At 43.6% G+C, this 13,881-nt stretch carries 11 protein-coding genes; 1 reads left to right on the forward strand and 10 read right to left on the reverse strand.

Annotated elements, in window-relative coordinates; all coding sequences use genetic code 11:
• Positions 1–385: 385 nt before the first annotated feature.
• Together NSS82_RS21165 and NSS82_RS21170 are read right to left on the reverse strand one after the other, a co-directional pair.
• The gene (locus NSS82_RS21165; RefSeq protein ID WP_076271989.1) at positions 386–2,212 is read right to left on the reverse strand and encodes a M56 family metallopeptidase; all 1,827 of its coding nucleotides are present in this window, start codon (positions 2,210–2,212) and stop codon (positions 386–388) included.
• Positions 2,212–2,601, reverse strand: a complete 390-nt coding sequence (locus tag NSS82_RS21170; RefSeq protein WP_076143756.1) for a BlaI/MecI/CopY family transcriptional regulator — start codon at positions 2,599–2,601, stop codon at positions 2,212–2,214. Before NSS82_RS21170 ends, NSS82_RS21165 begins: the two co-directional genes overlap by 1 nt.
• A gap of 273 nt (positions 2,602–2,874) precedes the next feature.
• Here NSS82_RS21170 and NSS82_RS21175 point away from each other — a divergent pair, with 273 nt between their 5' ends.
• Complete coding sequence (locus NSS82_RS21175) at positions 2,875–3,264, forward strand: hypothetical protein (RefSeq protein ID WP_076143754.1); 390 nt, start codon at positions 2,875–2,877, stop codon at positions 3,262–3,264.
• A gap of 137 nt (positions 3,265–3,401) precedes the next feature.
• Here NSS82_RS21175 and NSS82_RS21180 read toward each other — a convergent pair whose 3' ends face one another.
• From NSS82_RS21180 to NSS82_RS21215, 8 genes are all read right to left on the reverse strand, one after another.
• Positions 3,402–4,277, reverse strand: a complete 876-nt coding sequence (locus NSS82_RS21180; protein ID WP_076271990.1) for an amidohydrolase family protein — start codon at positions 4,275–4,277, stop codon at positions 3,402–3,404.
• Positions 4,264–7,434, reverse strand: a complete 3,171-nt coding sequence (locus NSS82_RS21185) for a GNAT family N-acetyltransferase (protein ID WP_076271991.1) — start codon at positions 7,432–7,434, stop codon at positions 4,264–4,266. Before NSS82_RS21185 ends, NSS82_RS21180 begins: the two co-directional genes overlap by 14 nt.
• A gap of 223 nt (positions 7,435–7,657) precedes the next feature.
• Entirely contained in the window at positions 7,658–8,677 is a 1,020-nt protein-coding gene (locus NSS82_RS21190) for an LCP family protein (protein ID WP_076271992.1), read from the reverse strand.
• Between the two features lie 30 nt (positions 8,678–8,707).
• Entirely contained in the window at positions 8,708–9,829 is a 1,122-nt protein-coding gene (locus NSS82_RS21195) for an FtsW/RodA/SpoVE family cell cycle protein (protein ID WP_036688828.1), read from the reverse strand.
• A 99-nt stretch (positions 9,830–9,928) separates the two neighbouring features.
• A complete protein-coding gene (locus NSS82_RS21200) occupies positions 9,929–10,462 on the reverse strand; it encodes a hypothetical protein (protein WP_036688830.1) in 534 nt (177 codons plus the stop codon).
• Positions 10,463–10,552: 90 nt separating this feature from the next.
• On the reverse strand, positions 10,553–11,938 hold the full coding sequence (locus NSS82_RS21205) for a sensor histidine kinase (protein WP_076271993.1): 1,386 nt from the start codon (positions 11,936–11,938) through the stop codon (positions 10,553–10,555).
• A gap of 3 nt (positions 11,939–11,941) precedes the next feature.
• Positions 11,942–12,646 carry a response regulator transcription factor gene (locus NSS82_RS21210; protein ID WP_076271994.1) on the reverse strand — a complete coding sequence of 235 codons (705 nt, stop codon included), beginning with the start codon at positions 12,644–12,646 and terminating at the stop codon, positions 11,942–11,944.
• Between the two features lie 137 nt (positions 12,647–12,783).
• The gene (locus NSS82_RS21215; protein ID WP_038572153.1) at positions 12,784–13,866 is read right to left on the reverse strand and encodes a Gfo/Idh/MocA family protein; all 1,083 of its coding nucleotides are present in this window, start codon (positions 13,864–13,866) and stop codon (positions 12,784–12,786) included.
• Positions 13,867–13,881: the final 15 nt, after the last annotated feature.

Genomic DNA, 13,881 nt, shown 5'->3' on the forward strand with positions numbered 1-13,881 from the left:
TTTTGGTTTGTAGCGGAAGTTTAAGCAGATAATGATAAATCGTAGCTATCCGACTTTAAGGTCTCCTTTGGGCAACCCTCGGAGAAAAATCGCTCTAACTTTATGCAACCTATGAGATAACTGCACTTTATACACTTATTTCGTCTGTAAAAGGCTAACTTCTCACTTTAACTGTATTCTATACAATTAAAAATTACAGTTATCAGCTTTAGCGGCAAAAAACTAAAAAATAGGTGTACAAAATACAACTATCTTCAGGAGCGAGTTTTTCGAGCGAAAATAGCTGTACGAAATACAATTAAAAGCCACTACATATTAAAATCGTCAGCCCTCCATATAAAAAAGGGGCGGGATCTTTGTAGACCACCCCCTGCTCCACTTGCTCTTATTTAGAATCGCCCAATTGATCATATGCTGAATCATACGTCCACTTCAGGCCGTTGTCCTTACTCGACAGATAGATGGTACCTACAGTTTTGCCCTCTTTGCTGAGCAGAATAGGATACAATCCTTCTTTTCCATTAAAAATAGGTGAAAGCGGCGTTTTTTGATATTCATTAAAGGTTTCCGGTAGGGATACCACGAGCTTTTCCCATGACTTACCCTTATCTTTGGTCCAATAAATAACAGGCCCATTATCTTCATAATATCTGAACCCCAAGAATCCGATATCCTTGTTAGAAAACCCTGCCCCGGCTAAACTTTCCGCGTATAAATCGTTAGGATTTCCAAGCTCCGTCCATGTCTTCCCGCCGTCAGAGGTCTGGTATACATAATTTAGCGAACGTCCCACGCCTGCAGAACCTCCGGAGACGATCCAACCATTTTGCTTGTCAGTAAACCCGATGAACTTGGCATCATACCCCTTAGCACCTTCAATGTTGTAGTTATTCCACGATTTCCCCATGTCATCGCTGATTAATACATGTAGAGGGGATTCTTTACCATTCGCAAATCCATATACAATTGCAGTTTTGTCCTCGGAGATATAAAATCCGGTATCCGCTCTCCCCATCCCCATTTCTGTTCCAGTCGTATCAAGTTTTAAAGGTGTTGGCGCTTGGATCTCCCCTTTCCGATAGGAGACAGAGACATTACCATCCTCGTCCATGGAATACGCATTCCCAGCGTCATGCACAACAACTTGTTCTCCACTAGAGCTGTAGGAATAAATAGTACCTGGTTTGAGCGCCGTATCTGTAGATTGTCCGGTTAGGTTCGTACAGGCTGCTAGCACTGCTGTTACACCAACCACTATTAAGACCGCAAGAAATGCGCCTACTCCATTTCGTTTTTCTTTCATATTTAAAATACTGCCGAATCGCTGCTTCATCGAGTGTTTTCCTCCTGCAAAATTCGTTGATAAAGCTACATGCCGAGTAGCATTACTTTGCATAACCGATAAAATAGCTTCGCAGTATTTCTTTCGATATGCTGCATTTTGCTTACGTACAACGGTGTCATCACAATAAATTTCAATTTCGCGGACAGCTTCGCGTGCCATGAACCAAACCAATGGATTAAACCAATGCACTGCCTGCACAATCAGTAGCAACAGCTTATATATGATGTCATGCCTTTTGTAATGGACCAGCTCATGTTTTAAGATAAACTCCAGCTCTTCCTCACTATATTGATCATGCGGCAAGAATAGTGTTGGCTTGTAAAAACCCATTAGCATCGGATTCGGAACTTTACTGCTTATCAGAACCGAAATGGCGGGTGTTACATGCATTTCTTTAGCGACTTGTTTGAGCTTGGAGAACATATCCTCTCTCTGAAGAGGGCTGCTCCAACGTAATACCTGTTTTCTGAAAAAGAAATAACTAAGCAAATGATACCCTAAAAAAAGCACAGCTCCAGTAACCCAGATGTACGCTAAGATATTAGTTATAGAAGGGATATGGCTTACATCCCCTGTCTGGACCGGCTGAGAGATTACTGACGTATCCGCCTGCAAATTCTGGGACACTGAGCTTTGAAAGACAGTTGCTATGGCCTGACCTTCGGGTAGCTGAATCGCCACAGGAGGATTGGTAAAGGAAAAGTTGAATGGCAACAATAATCGCAGGGTTAGGATCAACCATATCCAATAGCTCAACTTAGCCGAATAATGTTTTCTTAACAAGGGAGTTAATGTGATTAAGCCGATAATAACTAAACTTATGGTCACAGAGATAACCAGAAAATCTGTAAAAAGACCTGTTATCATCAGGATTCCTCCTTATCTACTCTATCGAGCAGTTCCCGCAACTCAGCAAGATCGCTTTTATCAATCGCCTTCCCGTTGTATAAGGACATCACCATATCCTGCACAGAGTTGCCAAACAGCTTTTCAAGCGTAGACTTCCCTTCGCTCTCTTTATAATCTGTCTCAGAAATTGCAGCGAGATAACGGTTGCTCCGCCCTTCTTTTTCGCAAGATAGAAAGCCTTTTTCAACCAGCCGTGACAGCACTGTCATCAAAGTAGCAAGCGCCCACTTACGTTTATCCCCCAGTTGATTCAAAATATAAGAGGAGCTAACCCAACTCTCGGCTCTCCAAATCACCAGCATAATTTCCAGTTCAGCATCTGGCAAGCGTTTGATTTTGTTATTCATCCCTATTTCTCCTTGTTATACATTTGTGTAATACATTCATTATACAAACGTGTAATTAAAAAGCAAGCACATTATTTCTAAAATATGTATACATTCTTAGACGTTTATTGTTTTAATAAAGGTTTCACAAGTCCAGTAGCAAATAATAAATAGAACCCTAGGAATTTTTATAAGATTCCAACAATGATAACCAACACACACTCAGCTGAAATTTATAACTATTTTGGAAACTAAGTGATTGGTCTGCATTATTCTTAAGTAAGGAGGTAGGTTATGAAAAAATTTAGTATTCTATCATTTTCACTGATAATTTTACTAATTTTATTATTTGTATTAGTCAGACCCACGCAAAAGATCGTAGGTGTCAATCTTGCATCCGAAACAACAGAAATTACTTATACTGACCGTGAAAGCCTTCAAATCTTCGAAGATGCTATAAGAACTGTAAAAAAAGTACGCGGGTCTGTTGATGTGGGTGAACCGACTTATCGAATGACTGTTACTTACGCTAATTCAAAGGTGGCCGGATTCAGCCTTTATATGGATTTTAAAACGAAAGATGGTTTCCTGATTAAAGCTAGCAATAGCGAAAAGATGCTGGATTTAAGAAATAAGAATTCGGTTGAGCTAGCTGATCTGTTAAGTAAAGAAAAGGAAGATTAAAATTTGGAAACTCAATCTAAAAATAGGCATGGTCATCATACAAATGTAAAAACAAGCCATCCTTTAGTACTAACTAAGGATGGCTTGTTCGTAATTATATTATTTTCCTGCGCTTCAAATATACTGTCCCGCTCCGCTCAGAGCGCTGCAATTCTCTGCTGGATGCGTGGGAATAATGCAAAGGCATTCTCATAAAATACTTTCTCGTAGTGCTGCTCAGGCACAAGTCGGCGGACGAACTCCGCATACAGGTCAATAGGCGCGAGTGGCCAATCGGTACCGAACAGCATTTTTTCATAGTGATCAGAGTACACCAACGCCCGGCGAAAATGATCCATAAACAGGGGTTCATTCATGAACCGCTCAAAATGAGGCCGGTCACCAACAACGAGACCGGACAAATCGGCATAGACGTTTGGATTCTTGGCGACCACTTCGGCAGCATCCATCACCCAGGGATCGCCTAGATGGCAGATCATAAAGTTCACGTCGCGCCGTTGGAACGCTAGTTCGTCCACAGTAAGCGGATGCGCATACTTAAGCAATCCATTCATCGAATACGTATCACCGGTATGAATAACCACAGGCGTGCCATACTTGGCCGCTAGCTCATAGATCGGCGTGTAGATTTTGTCATAAACGTAATGATGATAGTACCCGGCATAAAGCTTAATACCAGCTACCTCAGGAGCTTGCAGCCGTGCCTCAATTCGGTCCAGCTCATCCAAAGCATCCTTTCCTCCGAGCATATTCGGATTAATGCCCACGCATTCCATTAAGAACGGCGGTACACTGGCTTCCAAGTCGAGACCCATCGGATTGGGAGAGGCAGAGTCAGGAAAGGCTCCCTTCGTCTGCTCCGTGACCCCCATTCCAATGCCGAGAACAACGTCGTTCTTGTCAAACTCCGCTTTGAGCCCAGCAGCTGTGTAATCAACTTTGGAGAGGTCCAGTGCTGTCTGATGAAAGCTATCGATGTCCGACAGATGAATGTGAATATCAATGATTGGCATTTATAGTCTCCTTTTTGTCAGAAGCACTAGCAAAGGTCACCTTCATAAGATTACGAACTGCCTCTGGATCCAGAGCGAGCTCTCCCATGATCATGAAGGTCGGCTGTGTCCAAGCGGTTTCTCCGTTCAGAAGTAGTAGATGGTGATTCACACCATATGTGAATACCTTATTGTTCACGTAAGACATAGCTCTCTGATTAGGATAACTATGCACCACATGCAGCATGTCTTTACGCGAAGTTGCACCGATTCGGATAAGCCCCTTGGATTCCAGATGGGCTTCGACCTTCCCGATAGGGAAGTTGCCTTCCTCTGGGAGCTCCATCCAGCCTTCCGAATAGATTGGTGAAGGCTTAAAGTAACTATCCTCGGATAGCGAATAATGCGGTAGCGTCATTCCACTTTCATTGGTTACTGAAATCAACACACAGAGCACAGGAACTCCGGGCAGCATAAGGTAATGCTGATTGATCGTGATCCCCCGGTTTGCTTCCTGCTTCTCCATCGAAGTGGTCAGTCTCAAACCCTTCCAGACGTTACCGTGATCATCCATCTGCTCCGTCCAAGCTGCGCTTCTTGGCTCCTGCAACCGGCTAAATCCGCCTATTCCAGAAATACCCACACCGAGTCCACCATGCCAAGGATTCCACCAGGAGCGTGGTTCTGCTTTCGGAAAGGTGCTGTCCAACCACTCTTCTCCTCGGTGCTTCAAGGAATGCACAACACTGCCGAAATCAGGAGCAGCTGCAATAGATAGAACTCCGTTGGTCACTGTGTAAATGGGACCCGCAGGTCCTTCTTCTATCCCACAAACAACGCTTGTTTCCGTTTGTGGAAACCAGAGGCCTGTTCGCTCTTGAATGCGGTCCTCACCGCGATAGACGACCCGGACCTTACGGCCAGATTCGTTGTGTTCTGGTGATTCTGTATCCTCAGTAGAGAGCTCAAAACCTGCGGAGTGCAAATTTTGTCCTCTTTGCAACTCCATCTCAGCGACACTTCGCTCCTCTTCTCCATCAGCCTGTACATACAATTCAAGGCTTCCATCAAGCGGTGTCATCTTTCGTTCGATTAGCTCGGCATGAAGTGCCCCTGCCGCAAACGGATTTCCACCGCCGAGCGTTAGCTCAAGATGGTCATCCAACACCGGTATGACCGAATTCTGCTGTTTTAGGGCAAAGGCGCGAAATTCCGACCACTTAAGGAAGGTGTTAAGAGCAAACATCATAGTTTTTGTCCGTACGACATCTCCAGCGGAGATTCGGCCAAGATTATGCTCCAGCCCAAGCGGGTATTCCGGGCGAAGTAATTTTAGCGAAGGATCCCAGCAGATTCCGCATGTGACGTTCTCTTCCTTGCAGAACAACCAGTTCTCCGTAATTTGTGCACTGTCCCAAAGACTTGGATCGCCTGAGTAAGCATCGCCCATGTCCACGTATTGGCCCTGATATGGCAAGATAAGCTGTTTACCGAAAAAGCCGAAATTCGTCAACAGATACATGTCTTCTTCCAGGATGTCACTATTGGTATTGCAGACCTCGCTATAAAACTCAGCGATTCCGTTAGCAAATAGCTTAGCCACTCTTTTTATCTCAAGACCCGGAAATTCTTCCGACTCGTAAAGGGCTTCGAGCACCTGAATCTCCCCTTCAGAATAGATCTTTACTTCTTTGGCCTGTTTCTTAGAGAATTCTTCTGCGAATGGCTTGCCTAACTTCGGATGGGTCAACCAGAAATTATGGCTCGAGCCGGGATATTCAATCCACATTCCATTGTCGGTATTATTAAGATGAATAGAGTAGGCGCCATTCACAGCCACCCACTGATCCCCGTTTTCCCCGCCAAAGCGGCCATGCGTTCCCTTCATTAGAACGGATAGCTTGCTTATGAAGGTGACTGCCTTCTCTCCAACCGGAACGGCCGTTACCTCAATAGCCTGTGAATAAAGACCGTATGACTTTAGGGTAAAGGGTACTTGAATAGAAGCCTTACTCTTAGCTGGAACAGTAAAGCTTACTGTACGGTCCGCCCACATCAGGAATTCGTCTTCGGGCAAATCAAAAGAAAATTCTGCTTCTGAAGCAAAATTATTCTCCACATTAAGGTACAGTTCCGAAGGAAGACCCAGATATAGTTCCCGGTGTGGCAGCGCTATCTTCATTTTGAGTGGGAATTTAGGAGCAACGCCAATGCGGAATTCAGCACGCTTGCCACCGATGATCCACTTGCTCAAAACAACGGGGTGTGTCTTCTTATCGTTCTGCTCTTCCCGAACCGAATCAAGCTCAAAATCACCTTCCACGATAACCGTTTCACCTGGTGCTAGTGTTCGCGCAGCAGATAGAGCAAAACGGATATTTTTATCGTTCTGGCCTTCGATCTCAATGGCCAGCTCAGACGCCGAACGATTCTTGATGCGATAGCGAATCTTGTAGGTCGAACCGAACACAAGATCATGATCATCAATCTCCGTGGAGATTTCATAGTCTGGTGTATCAAGAGCGGTCAGACCGCGGCCAGTCTTCTCGAATTCCGCCCGCAAGGAGAGTTCTCCCTTTTGCCAAGTATAATCAAAGAAATCAAAGCCACGCTCCTGGCGGCCATCTGGCTGGATGGGAAGTTCACGGGTACTGTCTGCATACCAATCCAGTTCTTCAAAATAAGGAGCAAGTGCTTCCGTTTGCAATACAGTTGGAATGAAGTTCATCAGATGGACGTAATCTTCATTTTTCTCCCAAAAAAATCCGCATTTCTTATACATCGGTACGGCTTTCGTATTACCTGCCCAAGTGAACAGATCAAGACGTGGCCAGCCCGCTTCTATTGTTTGGCGAACAGCGTTCAGAATCAGATTGCGGCCAACCTTGTATCCGTGATAATCGGGGCGCACATTTAATAGCGGGACATACAAAGCCCCTTCATCTTGACGGTAGTGGGCGAAGCTGCAGAAGCCGACTACCTCTTTGCCATCAACGGCAAGAAAGGCATTAAGATTGGACGAGATCTCCATCTCACGGCGCACACTGTCCTCAGTTCTCTGATTAGTGCCTCCGCCCCAGCTTTCGTTGCTGCGGTTCCACATTTCTGCGACCGCCCCAGCATAAGAAGAATCGTATTCGATAATGCGGATTTGTTCCGCTGTAGTTTTTACAGTCATGCTCTCATCTCCTTATTCCTCAAAAAAATATGAGTATGTATTCGCATAAAGTTATTGTGGATAAGCTCTCTACAACATATTGAAATAACTCCTACGAGTTCTTATTATACTATTAATTGGAAGCTCAATACGAGGTAAAAAACTCTTTCACCTTATTTTCTACATAAACTCACAGCCGGCAGAAAGCTACAAAAAAACTGCTCCTAAGAGCAGTTTTTTGATGTTAATCCACCGTCCCAACATTCTCCAAGTGTAATGAGCTTTCGGAGCTGACGCCTGCTTCCGTACTCAGAGTAGTAAGTGCTTGTTTTAGATCCTCTTTATTCACATAGACATACGGACTTTTCCAAAGAGATTCCACATGTAAGGAATTAATATGCTCTGGTTTAAGTTTAGGGAAGTTGAATAACCACTGCTGCAGATCTGCTTGAGGAATATCCGTCTTCACATTTTCACCAATGATATCCAATACATTTCCCCATTGGGACACGCCTTGGAAATTTCCTAGCTTATCCAGAATCTGCTTGATTACTTGCTGCTGCCGATCATTGCGCTGGAAATCGGAGGATTCAGCCGTTCCTTGATTCGATTTACGGTACCGTACAAAATCAAGAACTTGTTTGCCATCCAGCTTCTGCAAGCCTTTCTTTAAATCGATGTCTGTACCATCTGCCGTATCGGTATATTTCATATCCATATCGACATCTATAGTCAGTCCGCCAAGCAAATCCACGGTCTTCTGCAACACATCAAAATTCACCACAACCATGTGCTCAATCGGCAGACCGAACAGATTGCTGAAGAACTCTTTTGTATTTGGAATAGCCTCTGTTTTGTCTTTTATGTAATGATAAGCATAATAATAATTGGCTTTGCGGGAAGGCAACGATTTAGGTTTTAGCAACAAATCCCGTGGTAAAGATAAGAAACTCGTCGACTTCGTGTCCGGATTGAAGCTGACAAGCATCAGAACATCGGTATTCATTACTCCACCACCGCCATCCCGGCTATCTACCCCGGCTAGCAGAAAAATCATAGGTTCAACCGATACCGTCTCCTTTTTTTCCTCTGGAGCAGCTGTGGGCTGGATGGTGACTGGAGCTGCCATACGCTGTATCGCATCATCCGTCTTTTTATATAAATACCCTGCATATACTCCAATCCCTATAATAGCTGCGCCTAAGACAAGACCAATGCTCGTCAGAATTTTACGGGTTGTTGTCCACTTGCGTTTGTTAGACATAATTTCCTCCACTCAGTTCCAATAGCTAATTCAATCAGTGCTTTCATCCTTATGAACTTTAACACTTAACACCATGCCAATCGCAATCATATTAGTTAGCAATGAGCTGCCTCCATAACTAATAAAAGGCAATGAAATCCCCGTCAGGGGCAGCAACCCAATATGCATCCCAAGATTAACGGAAACTTGAAAGATGAACATGGCGATAAACCCGGTGACAATATAGGTACCCGCACGGTCCCTACTATCCAGCGCAATAAAGATCATTCGGTACACGAGCAGTAAATAAAGCATCAGCAGCACGGATGAACCTATAAAACCGTATTTCCCCCCGATGACTACATAGATCGAATCGGAATACGCATATGGAATATATCCTTTTCGCAAAAAAATACCTTCACTGCCCGATAATCCTCCGGAGCCAATGGCTATCATTGCGTTTTTTACATGCCAAGATTTATCAGGATCGCTTTGCGGGTCCAAAAAAGCTTGGATTCGTGACAATTGATGGGGTTCGACAATCTTGGATAACAAGTCGAAGTTGGCATAATACAGCCATAGTATCGTGCCGATCGAAATAATCACAACACCAAGGATCAGAATCATATATAGAGCACGGATGTTACCAATCCACAGCATACTAAGTAATATGCCAGCAAAAACGAGCGCTGTACCCAAATCGGGCTGATCCATTATTAAAATAAAAGGAATTAAAAAAACGAAACAAACCGGTACTAAATCTTGAAAAAACCGCAGCTGCTGGCCCTCTCGTGTACCTAATAGATGAGCAATGAGCAGCACCGTACATATTTTAGCCAACTCGGAGGGCTGAAGCTGAAAGCTCCCAATGCTTAACCAACGCACGGCACCATTGAGGTTTTCTCCAACCAGCTTGACTAGTACGAGTAAACCTATGCCCACGCCATAAAAGAGATACGCTAACCTGCCTAATAGAATCTTATAATCTACCAAAGCAATGAATAACATGGGTAGGCAAAATAAAGCAAATAAATACAAATAACTTATGTAAAGACCGTCTAACCGCGTATCCGTAGTCGCTTCATAAATAGCAACAGTACCCACGCCAACTAAGCAGGTGGTGAGAAAAAGTACGGATCTGTCCAGCTTTGCAATTTTGGTAGAGATGAGCATAAAACAACCTCTATTTAATTTCTGTAGTTTTCTTGTTGTGCTGAGCACTTTTACTTCTTTTTTTCACATTGAAGCGCTACGGATGATTAAATTGAATGATTACCTCAGATCAAATTTGCCCTGATACGCTTTCTTCGATAACAGCTTCAGTTTATCTTCACTTAGCGTATAGATATCCAGACCATTCCCAGCCTCACCCAATGACCAGCCCAGCGCGAGCTCCTTATGGCCATCTTCATCAACATCAAAGAATCCGGCATAATCTAGACCATACCCAAACCCCTCAACCTCGGAAATCTTCTGCCAAGCTTCATTTTCCTGCCTCAACAACATTGCTTTTATAGTATATCCTTTGTTTTTACTGTACTCATACACAACCACAGCTTCGTCAATTCCGTCTCCATCCATATCGCCAAAAGAGATGGCATTATCCTCTTGTCCCTTCATCGGAGTTATCAATTGAGCTTTGTCTGGAAGCCACTTAATAAATTCCTGGCTCGTTTTGTCTCGCTGCAGGCTTGCTTCTGATGATGGAGGTTTAATCAGCTCTCCGGGTGTTGCCGGGACTCCGCATCCTCCGAGCAAAAATAAAGTTGTAAACAGGGTACCAATTTTTATGAATTTGCCCGGCATTTGGATCATCGACTCCTCGCTTGTCCGCATATATAGTATTTTATCTGTGAAAGAGATGAAAGTGGTTATGAAATAGTTAAATTTGAATTCTTATTCTATCGGTAAGTCAAATTGGACAATCGTTCCTTTGCCTAAAGTGCTGCTTATTCGCAGCTCTCCATGATGCAATTTAATGATCTGTTCCGAGATGGATAAACCCAAGCCACTGCCCGAAGCCTGTTGATCCCCTTTGTAGAATTTTTGCCGCACATTCTCTAAATCCGTCTCTGCGATACCTGAGCCTGTATCCTCTACAGAAATCACGACTTTCCCTGGAACCGTATGGGCGCTGATTAAAATCCGATCTGATGAAGCAGTAAATTTGAGTGAATTATCAATGAGATTAATCATGACTTGCTTCACACGATTCTCGTCAGCTTGAATCACTGGCAGATGTTCTTCTATTTTCACTTCTAGTGAGATGCCTTGTCGGGTCGCTCTAGGGGTAAGTTGTCTGCCGATATGCTGCAGCAGTTCTGTTAGATCCACTGATGTGAAGTGAACGGCAATTCTTCCGTTATCCAACTTAGAGAAATCCAACAATTCATCCACCATATGAGTTAACCTGTCACTTTCGGATTCAATAATATCAAGCCCATCATAAAATAGAGGTTGATTACTCACCTCACTCGCCTTTAAGGTAATTGCCCAACCTTTGATCGAGGTCAAGGGTGTTCGCAGTTCATGGGATACGGAAGCGATAAAATCATTCTTAAGCTGTTCACTCTTGGAGATTCGGCTTGCCATCATATTTAACGTATCCGCCAATGAACCAAGCTCATCTTGATAGCGCTTATGCACTCTGATGCTGAAATCTCCTTCGGTCATCTGGTCTGCTGCCTGCTTCAGATCTTTAATTGATCTGGTTATGGTCCAAGACAGCAATAATCCAAGTAAGGTGACAATGCCAATAACGATGATCCCCACCCCGATCAGTAAAACCGTAATATGTTTAACTGTATGTATAGTTTCCGTTAAGGACGTGATAAATCTGACTCCCCCCACTATGTTTCCATTAGCCTGCAAGGGATAAGATACCGCGTAAATTGCTTCCTCTGTGTTAGGGTCCGCACCTTTCCAACTGCCGGGCTGCCCTTTTATTGCTGCTTGTACATCTATGTACTCAGTCATAGTTAGATCGCCTTGAAGTCCATTTGAGTCCTGCAACAGCCAGCCTTCAACATTAATAATCTGCACCTGTGCATCAGAATGACTCGCAAAACCCTTCAGTAACCTATCCGATTGTTCCACCAGATCCTGGTCCCCAAAGTATTGCTGAAAAAAAGAAGCCGATAGCTCTGCTTGATTCATCAAGGTTTCCTCTATGTTATGAAAATAATAATATCGCACAGATACATTAAGAATGATTTCAAGAATGAGCACAGTAAGACAAATGAGTATAAAATAGCTTCCTACTAATCTTTTCTGAATCCCCATTCTTCAACCATCCTTTCTAAAGCGGTAACCGAGCCCCCATACCGTCTCAAGCCAATGCGGATTAGAAGCATCAACCTCAATTTTCTCTCTTAACTTACGCACATGAACATCCACCGTTTTGGGATCTCCAATATAATCCTCTCCCCAGACAAGATTCATTAATTCATTTCTAGAGAGTGCTGTATCCGGATGCTCCAGAAAGGTTTTCATCAACTGAAATTCCTTCGGAGTTAATTCAATGCTGTCATCCTGCTTAAACATCTTGTTCGCGTTCAAATCCAGCCGGATCGGTCCAGCTTGAAGTATAGTTCTTTGCGGCTTTAGAGCGGATTCTGTACGGCGCAAAATAGCTTTAATACGTGCTACCAATTCTAATGGATTAAAAGGTTTAACAATATAATCGTCAGCACCCATTTCAAGGCCATTGATTTTGTCCAAATCCTGTCCACGTGCGGTTAAGAAAATGATGATGACCCCAGCGTCTTTCTCTCTTAGCTTTCGGCATATTTCGAACCCATTAGAATCAGGCAACATGATATCCAGAACCATAACATCTGGACGGCTCGCCTCAAAGCTCTGCAATGCTTCTTCTCCACAAGCAGCTTCACTAACCACAAATCCGTTATTCGTTAAATTTATAGATATAAAACGTCTAATATTATCGTCATCTTCCACAATAAGCACATGATTGCGATCAATAGTATCCACTTTTCCACCCCTATTACCCAGAGTCTAAACAAGTAAAAAAACAAAAAAACTCTCCCGGTAAAGAGAGAGTCTTGTCTCAGATCCCTATAATTAAATCACAAGTGGATATTACTCTAAATCACTATAGTTGTCAAAATCTAATCCAGATACACAGCTTTGCCGGTCTGCGCCGATTCATAAATAGCTTCCAATATTTGCGAAACAACAAAAGCCTGTTCAGGAGTTACAACCGGGTCCTTATCCTGTTCAATCGCTTCAATCCACTTTCTTAATTCTATATCCGGAGCACTTTCAGCTTTTCCTTCATAATAGGCAACGCCGCCTGCCCCAAGCTCAATTTTATTAGTGTACAGCTTGCTGAATTTCTCTCCGTTAATTCTAAGTCCGTCCTTCATATCTGCGCCTGCTTCCGTCCCACTTAAGCTGCATTTCGCTTCATGTACGTCTAGTGAATTCAGAGCCCAGCTCGCTTCCAGCATGATTGTTGCACCATTCTCCATTACGACCATTCCAAAGGCTGAATCCTCTACGGTGAACTTTTTAGGGTCCCACGGTCCCCATGCGTTGGCGGCTTCTTCTTTTTGTGAAAGTTCATGATATTTAGTGCCCAGCACAACTTTTGGTTTATAGTTATCCATCATCCAAAGGGTTAGATCCAGCGCATGGGTTCCGATATCGATAAGCGGACCGCCGCCTTGTTTCTCTTCATCAAGAAATACTCCCCAGGTCGGTACGGCTCTTCGTCTGATGGCATGTGCTTTTGCAAAATAAATATGACCAAGCTCTCCGGACTCACAAGCTTTTTTCAAATATAAGCTGTCTTCTCTGTACCGGTTGTCATATCCAATGGTCAGCTTCTTGCCTGTACGTTTCGCTGCTTCAACCATTCGTTTGGCATCTGCCGCCGTCTTAGCCATTGGTTTTTCGCACATCACATGTTTTCCGGCTTCTAGAGCAGCGATTGATATTTCCGCATGGACATCATTAGGCGTAAGCACATGAATAATATCAATGGATTGATCTTTTAATAGTTCAGTGTAATCCGTATAGACAGTAGCTTCATTATTTCCGTATTTCTCCGCTGCCTCATCAGCACGTTCTTTAATAATGTCACAGAAAGCCACGATCTCAACCTTACTTTGTCTGCTCAAGCTTGGAAGATGTTTGCCATTCGCAATACCACCACATCCAATAATCCCTACACGAAAAACCTTACTCATATCCTTCACCCTCAC

Origin of the sequence: Paenibacillus sp. FSL H7-0735, from assembly GCF_038008505.1 — a bacterium.
Taxonomy (GTDB): domain Bacteria; phylum Bacillota; class Bacilli; order Paenibacillales; family Paenibacillaceae; genus Paenibacillus_AQ; species Paenibacillus_AQ odorifer.

Excerpts from the sequence above, each read along its gene's own strand:
- NSS82_RS21170 (WP_076143756.1), bottom strand. The coding sequence starts at position 2,601 with ATGAATAACAAAATCAAACGCTTGCCAGATGCTGAACTGGAAATTATG.
- NSS82_RS21190 (WP_076271992.1), bottom strand. The coding sequence starts at position 8,677 with ATGTCTAACAAACGCAAGTGGACAACAACCCGTAAAATTCTGACGAGC.
- NSS82_RS21215 (WP_038572153.1), bottom strand. The coding sequence starts at position 13,866 with ATGAGTAAGGTTTTTCGTGTAGGGATTATTGGATGTGGTGGTATTGCG.
- NSS82_RS21185 (WP_076271991.1), bottom strand. The coding sequence starts at position 7,434 with ATGACTGTAAAAACTACAGCGGAACAAATCCGCATTATCGAATACGAT.
- NSS82_RS21205 (WP_076271993.1), bottom strand. The coding sequence starts at position 11,938 with ATGGGGATTCAGAAAAGATTAGTAGGAAGCTATTTTATACTCATTTGT.
- NSS82_RS21195 (WP_036688828.1), bottom strand. The coding sequence starts at position 9,829 with ATGCTCATCTCTACCAAAATTGCAAAGCTGGACAGATCCGTACTTTTT.
- NSS82_RS21175 (WP_076143754.1), top strand. The coding sequence starts at position 2,875 with ATGAAAAAATTTAGTATTCTATCATTTTCACTGATAATTTTACTAATT.
- NSS82_RS21165 (WP_076271989.1), bottom strand. The coding sequence starts at position 2,212 with ATGATAACAGGTCTTTTTACAGATTTTCTGGTTATCTCTGTGACCATA.
- NSS82_RS21200 (WP_036688830.1), bottom strand. The coding sequence starts at position 10,462 with ATGCCGGGCAAATTCATAAAAATTGGTACCCTGTTTACAACTTTATTT.
- NSS82_RS21180 (WP_076271990.1), bottom strand. The coding sequence starts at position 4,277 with ATGCCAATCATTGATATTCACATTCATCTGTCGGACATCGATAGCTTT.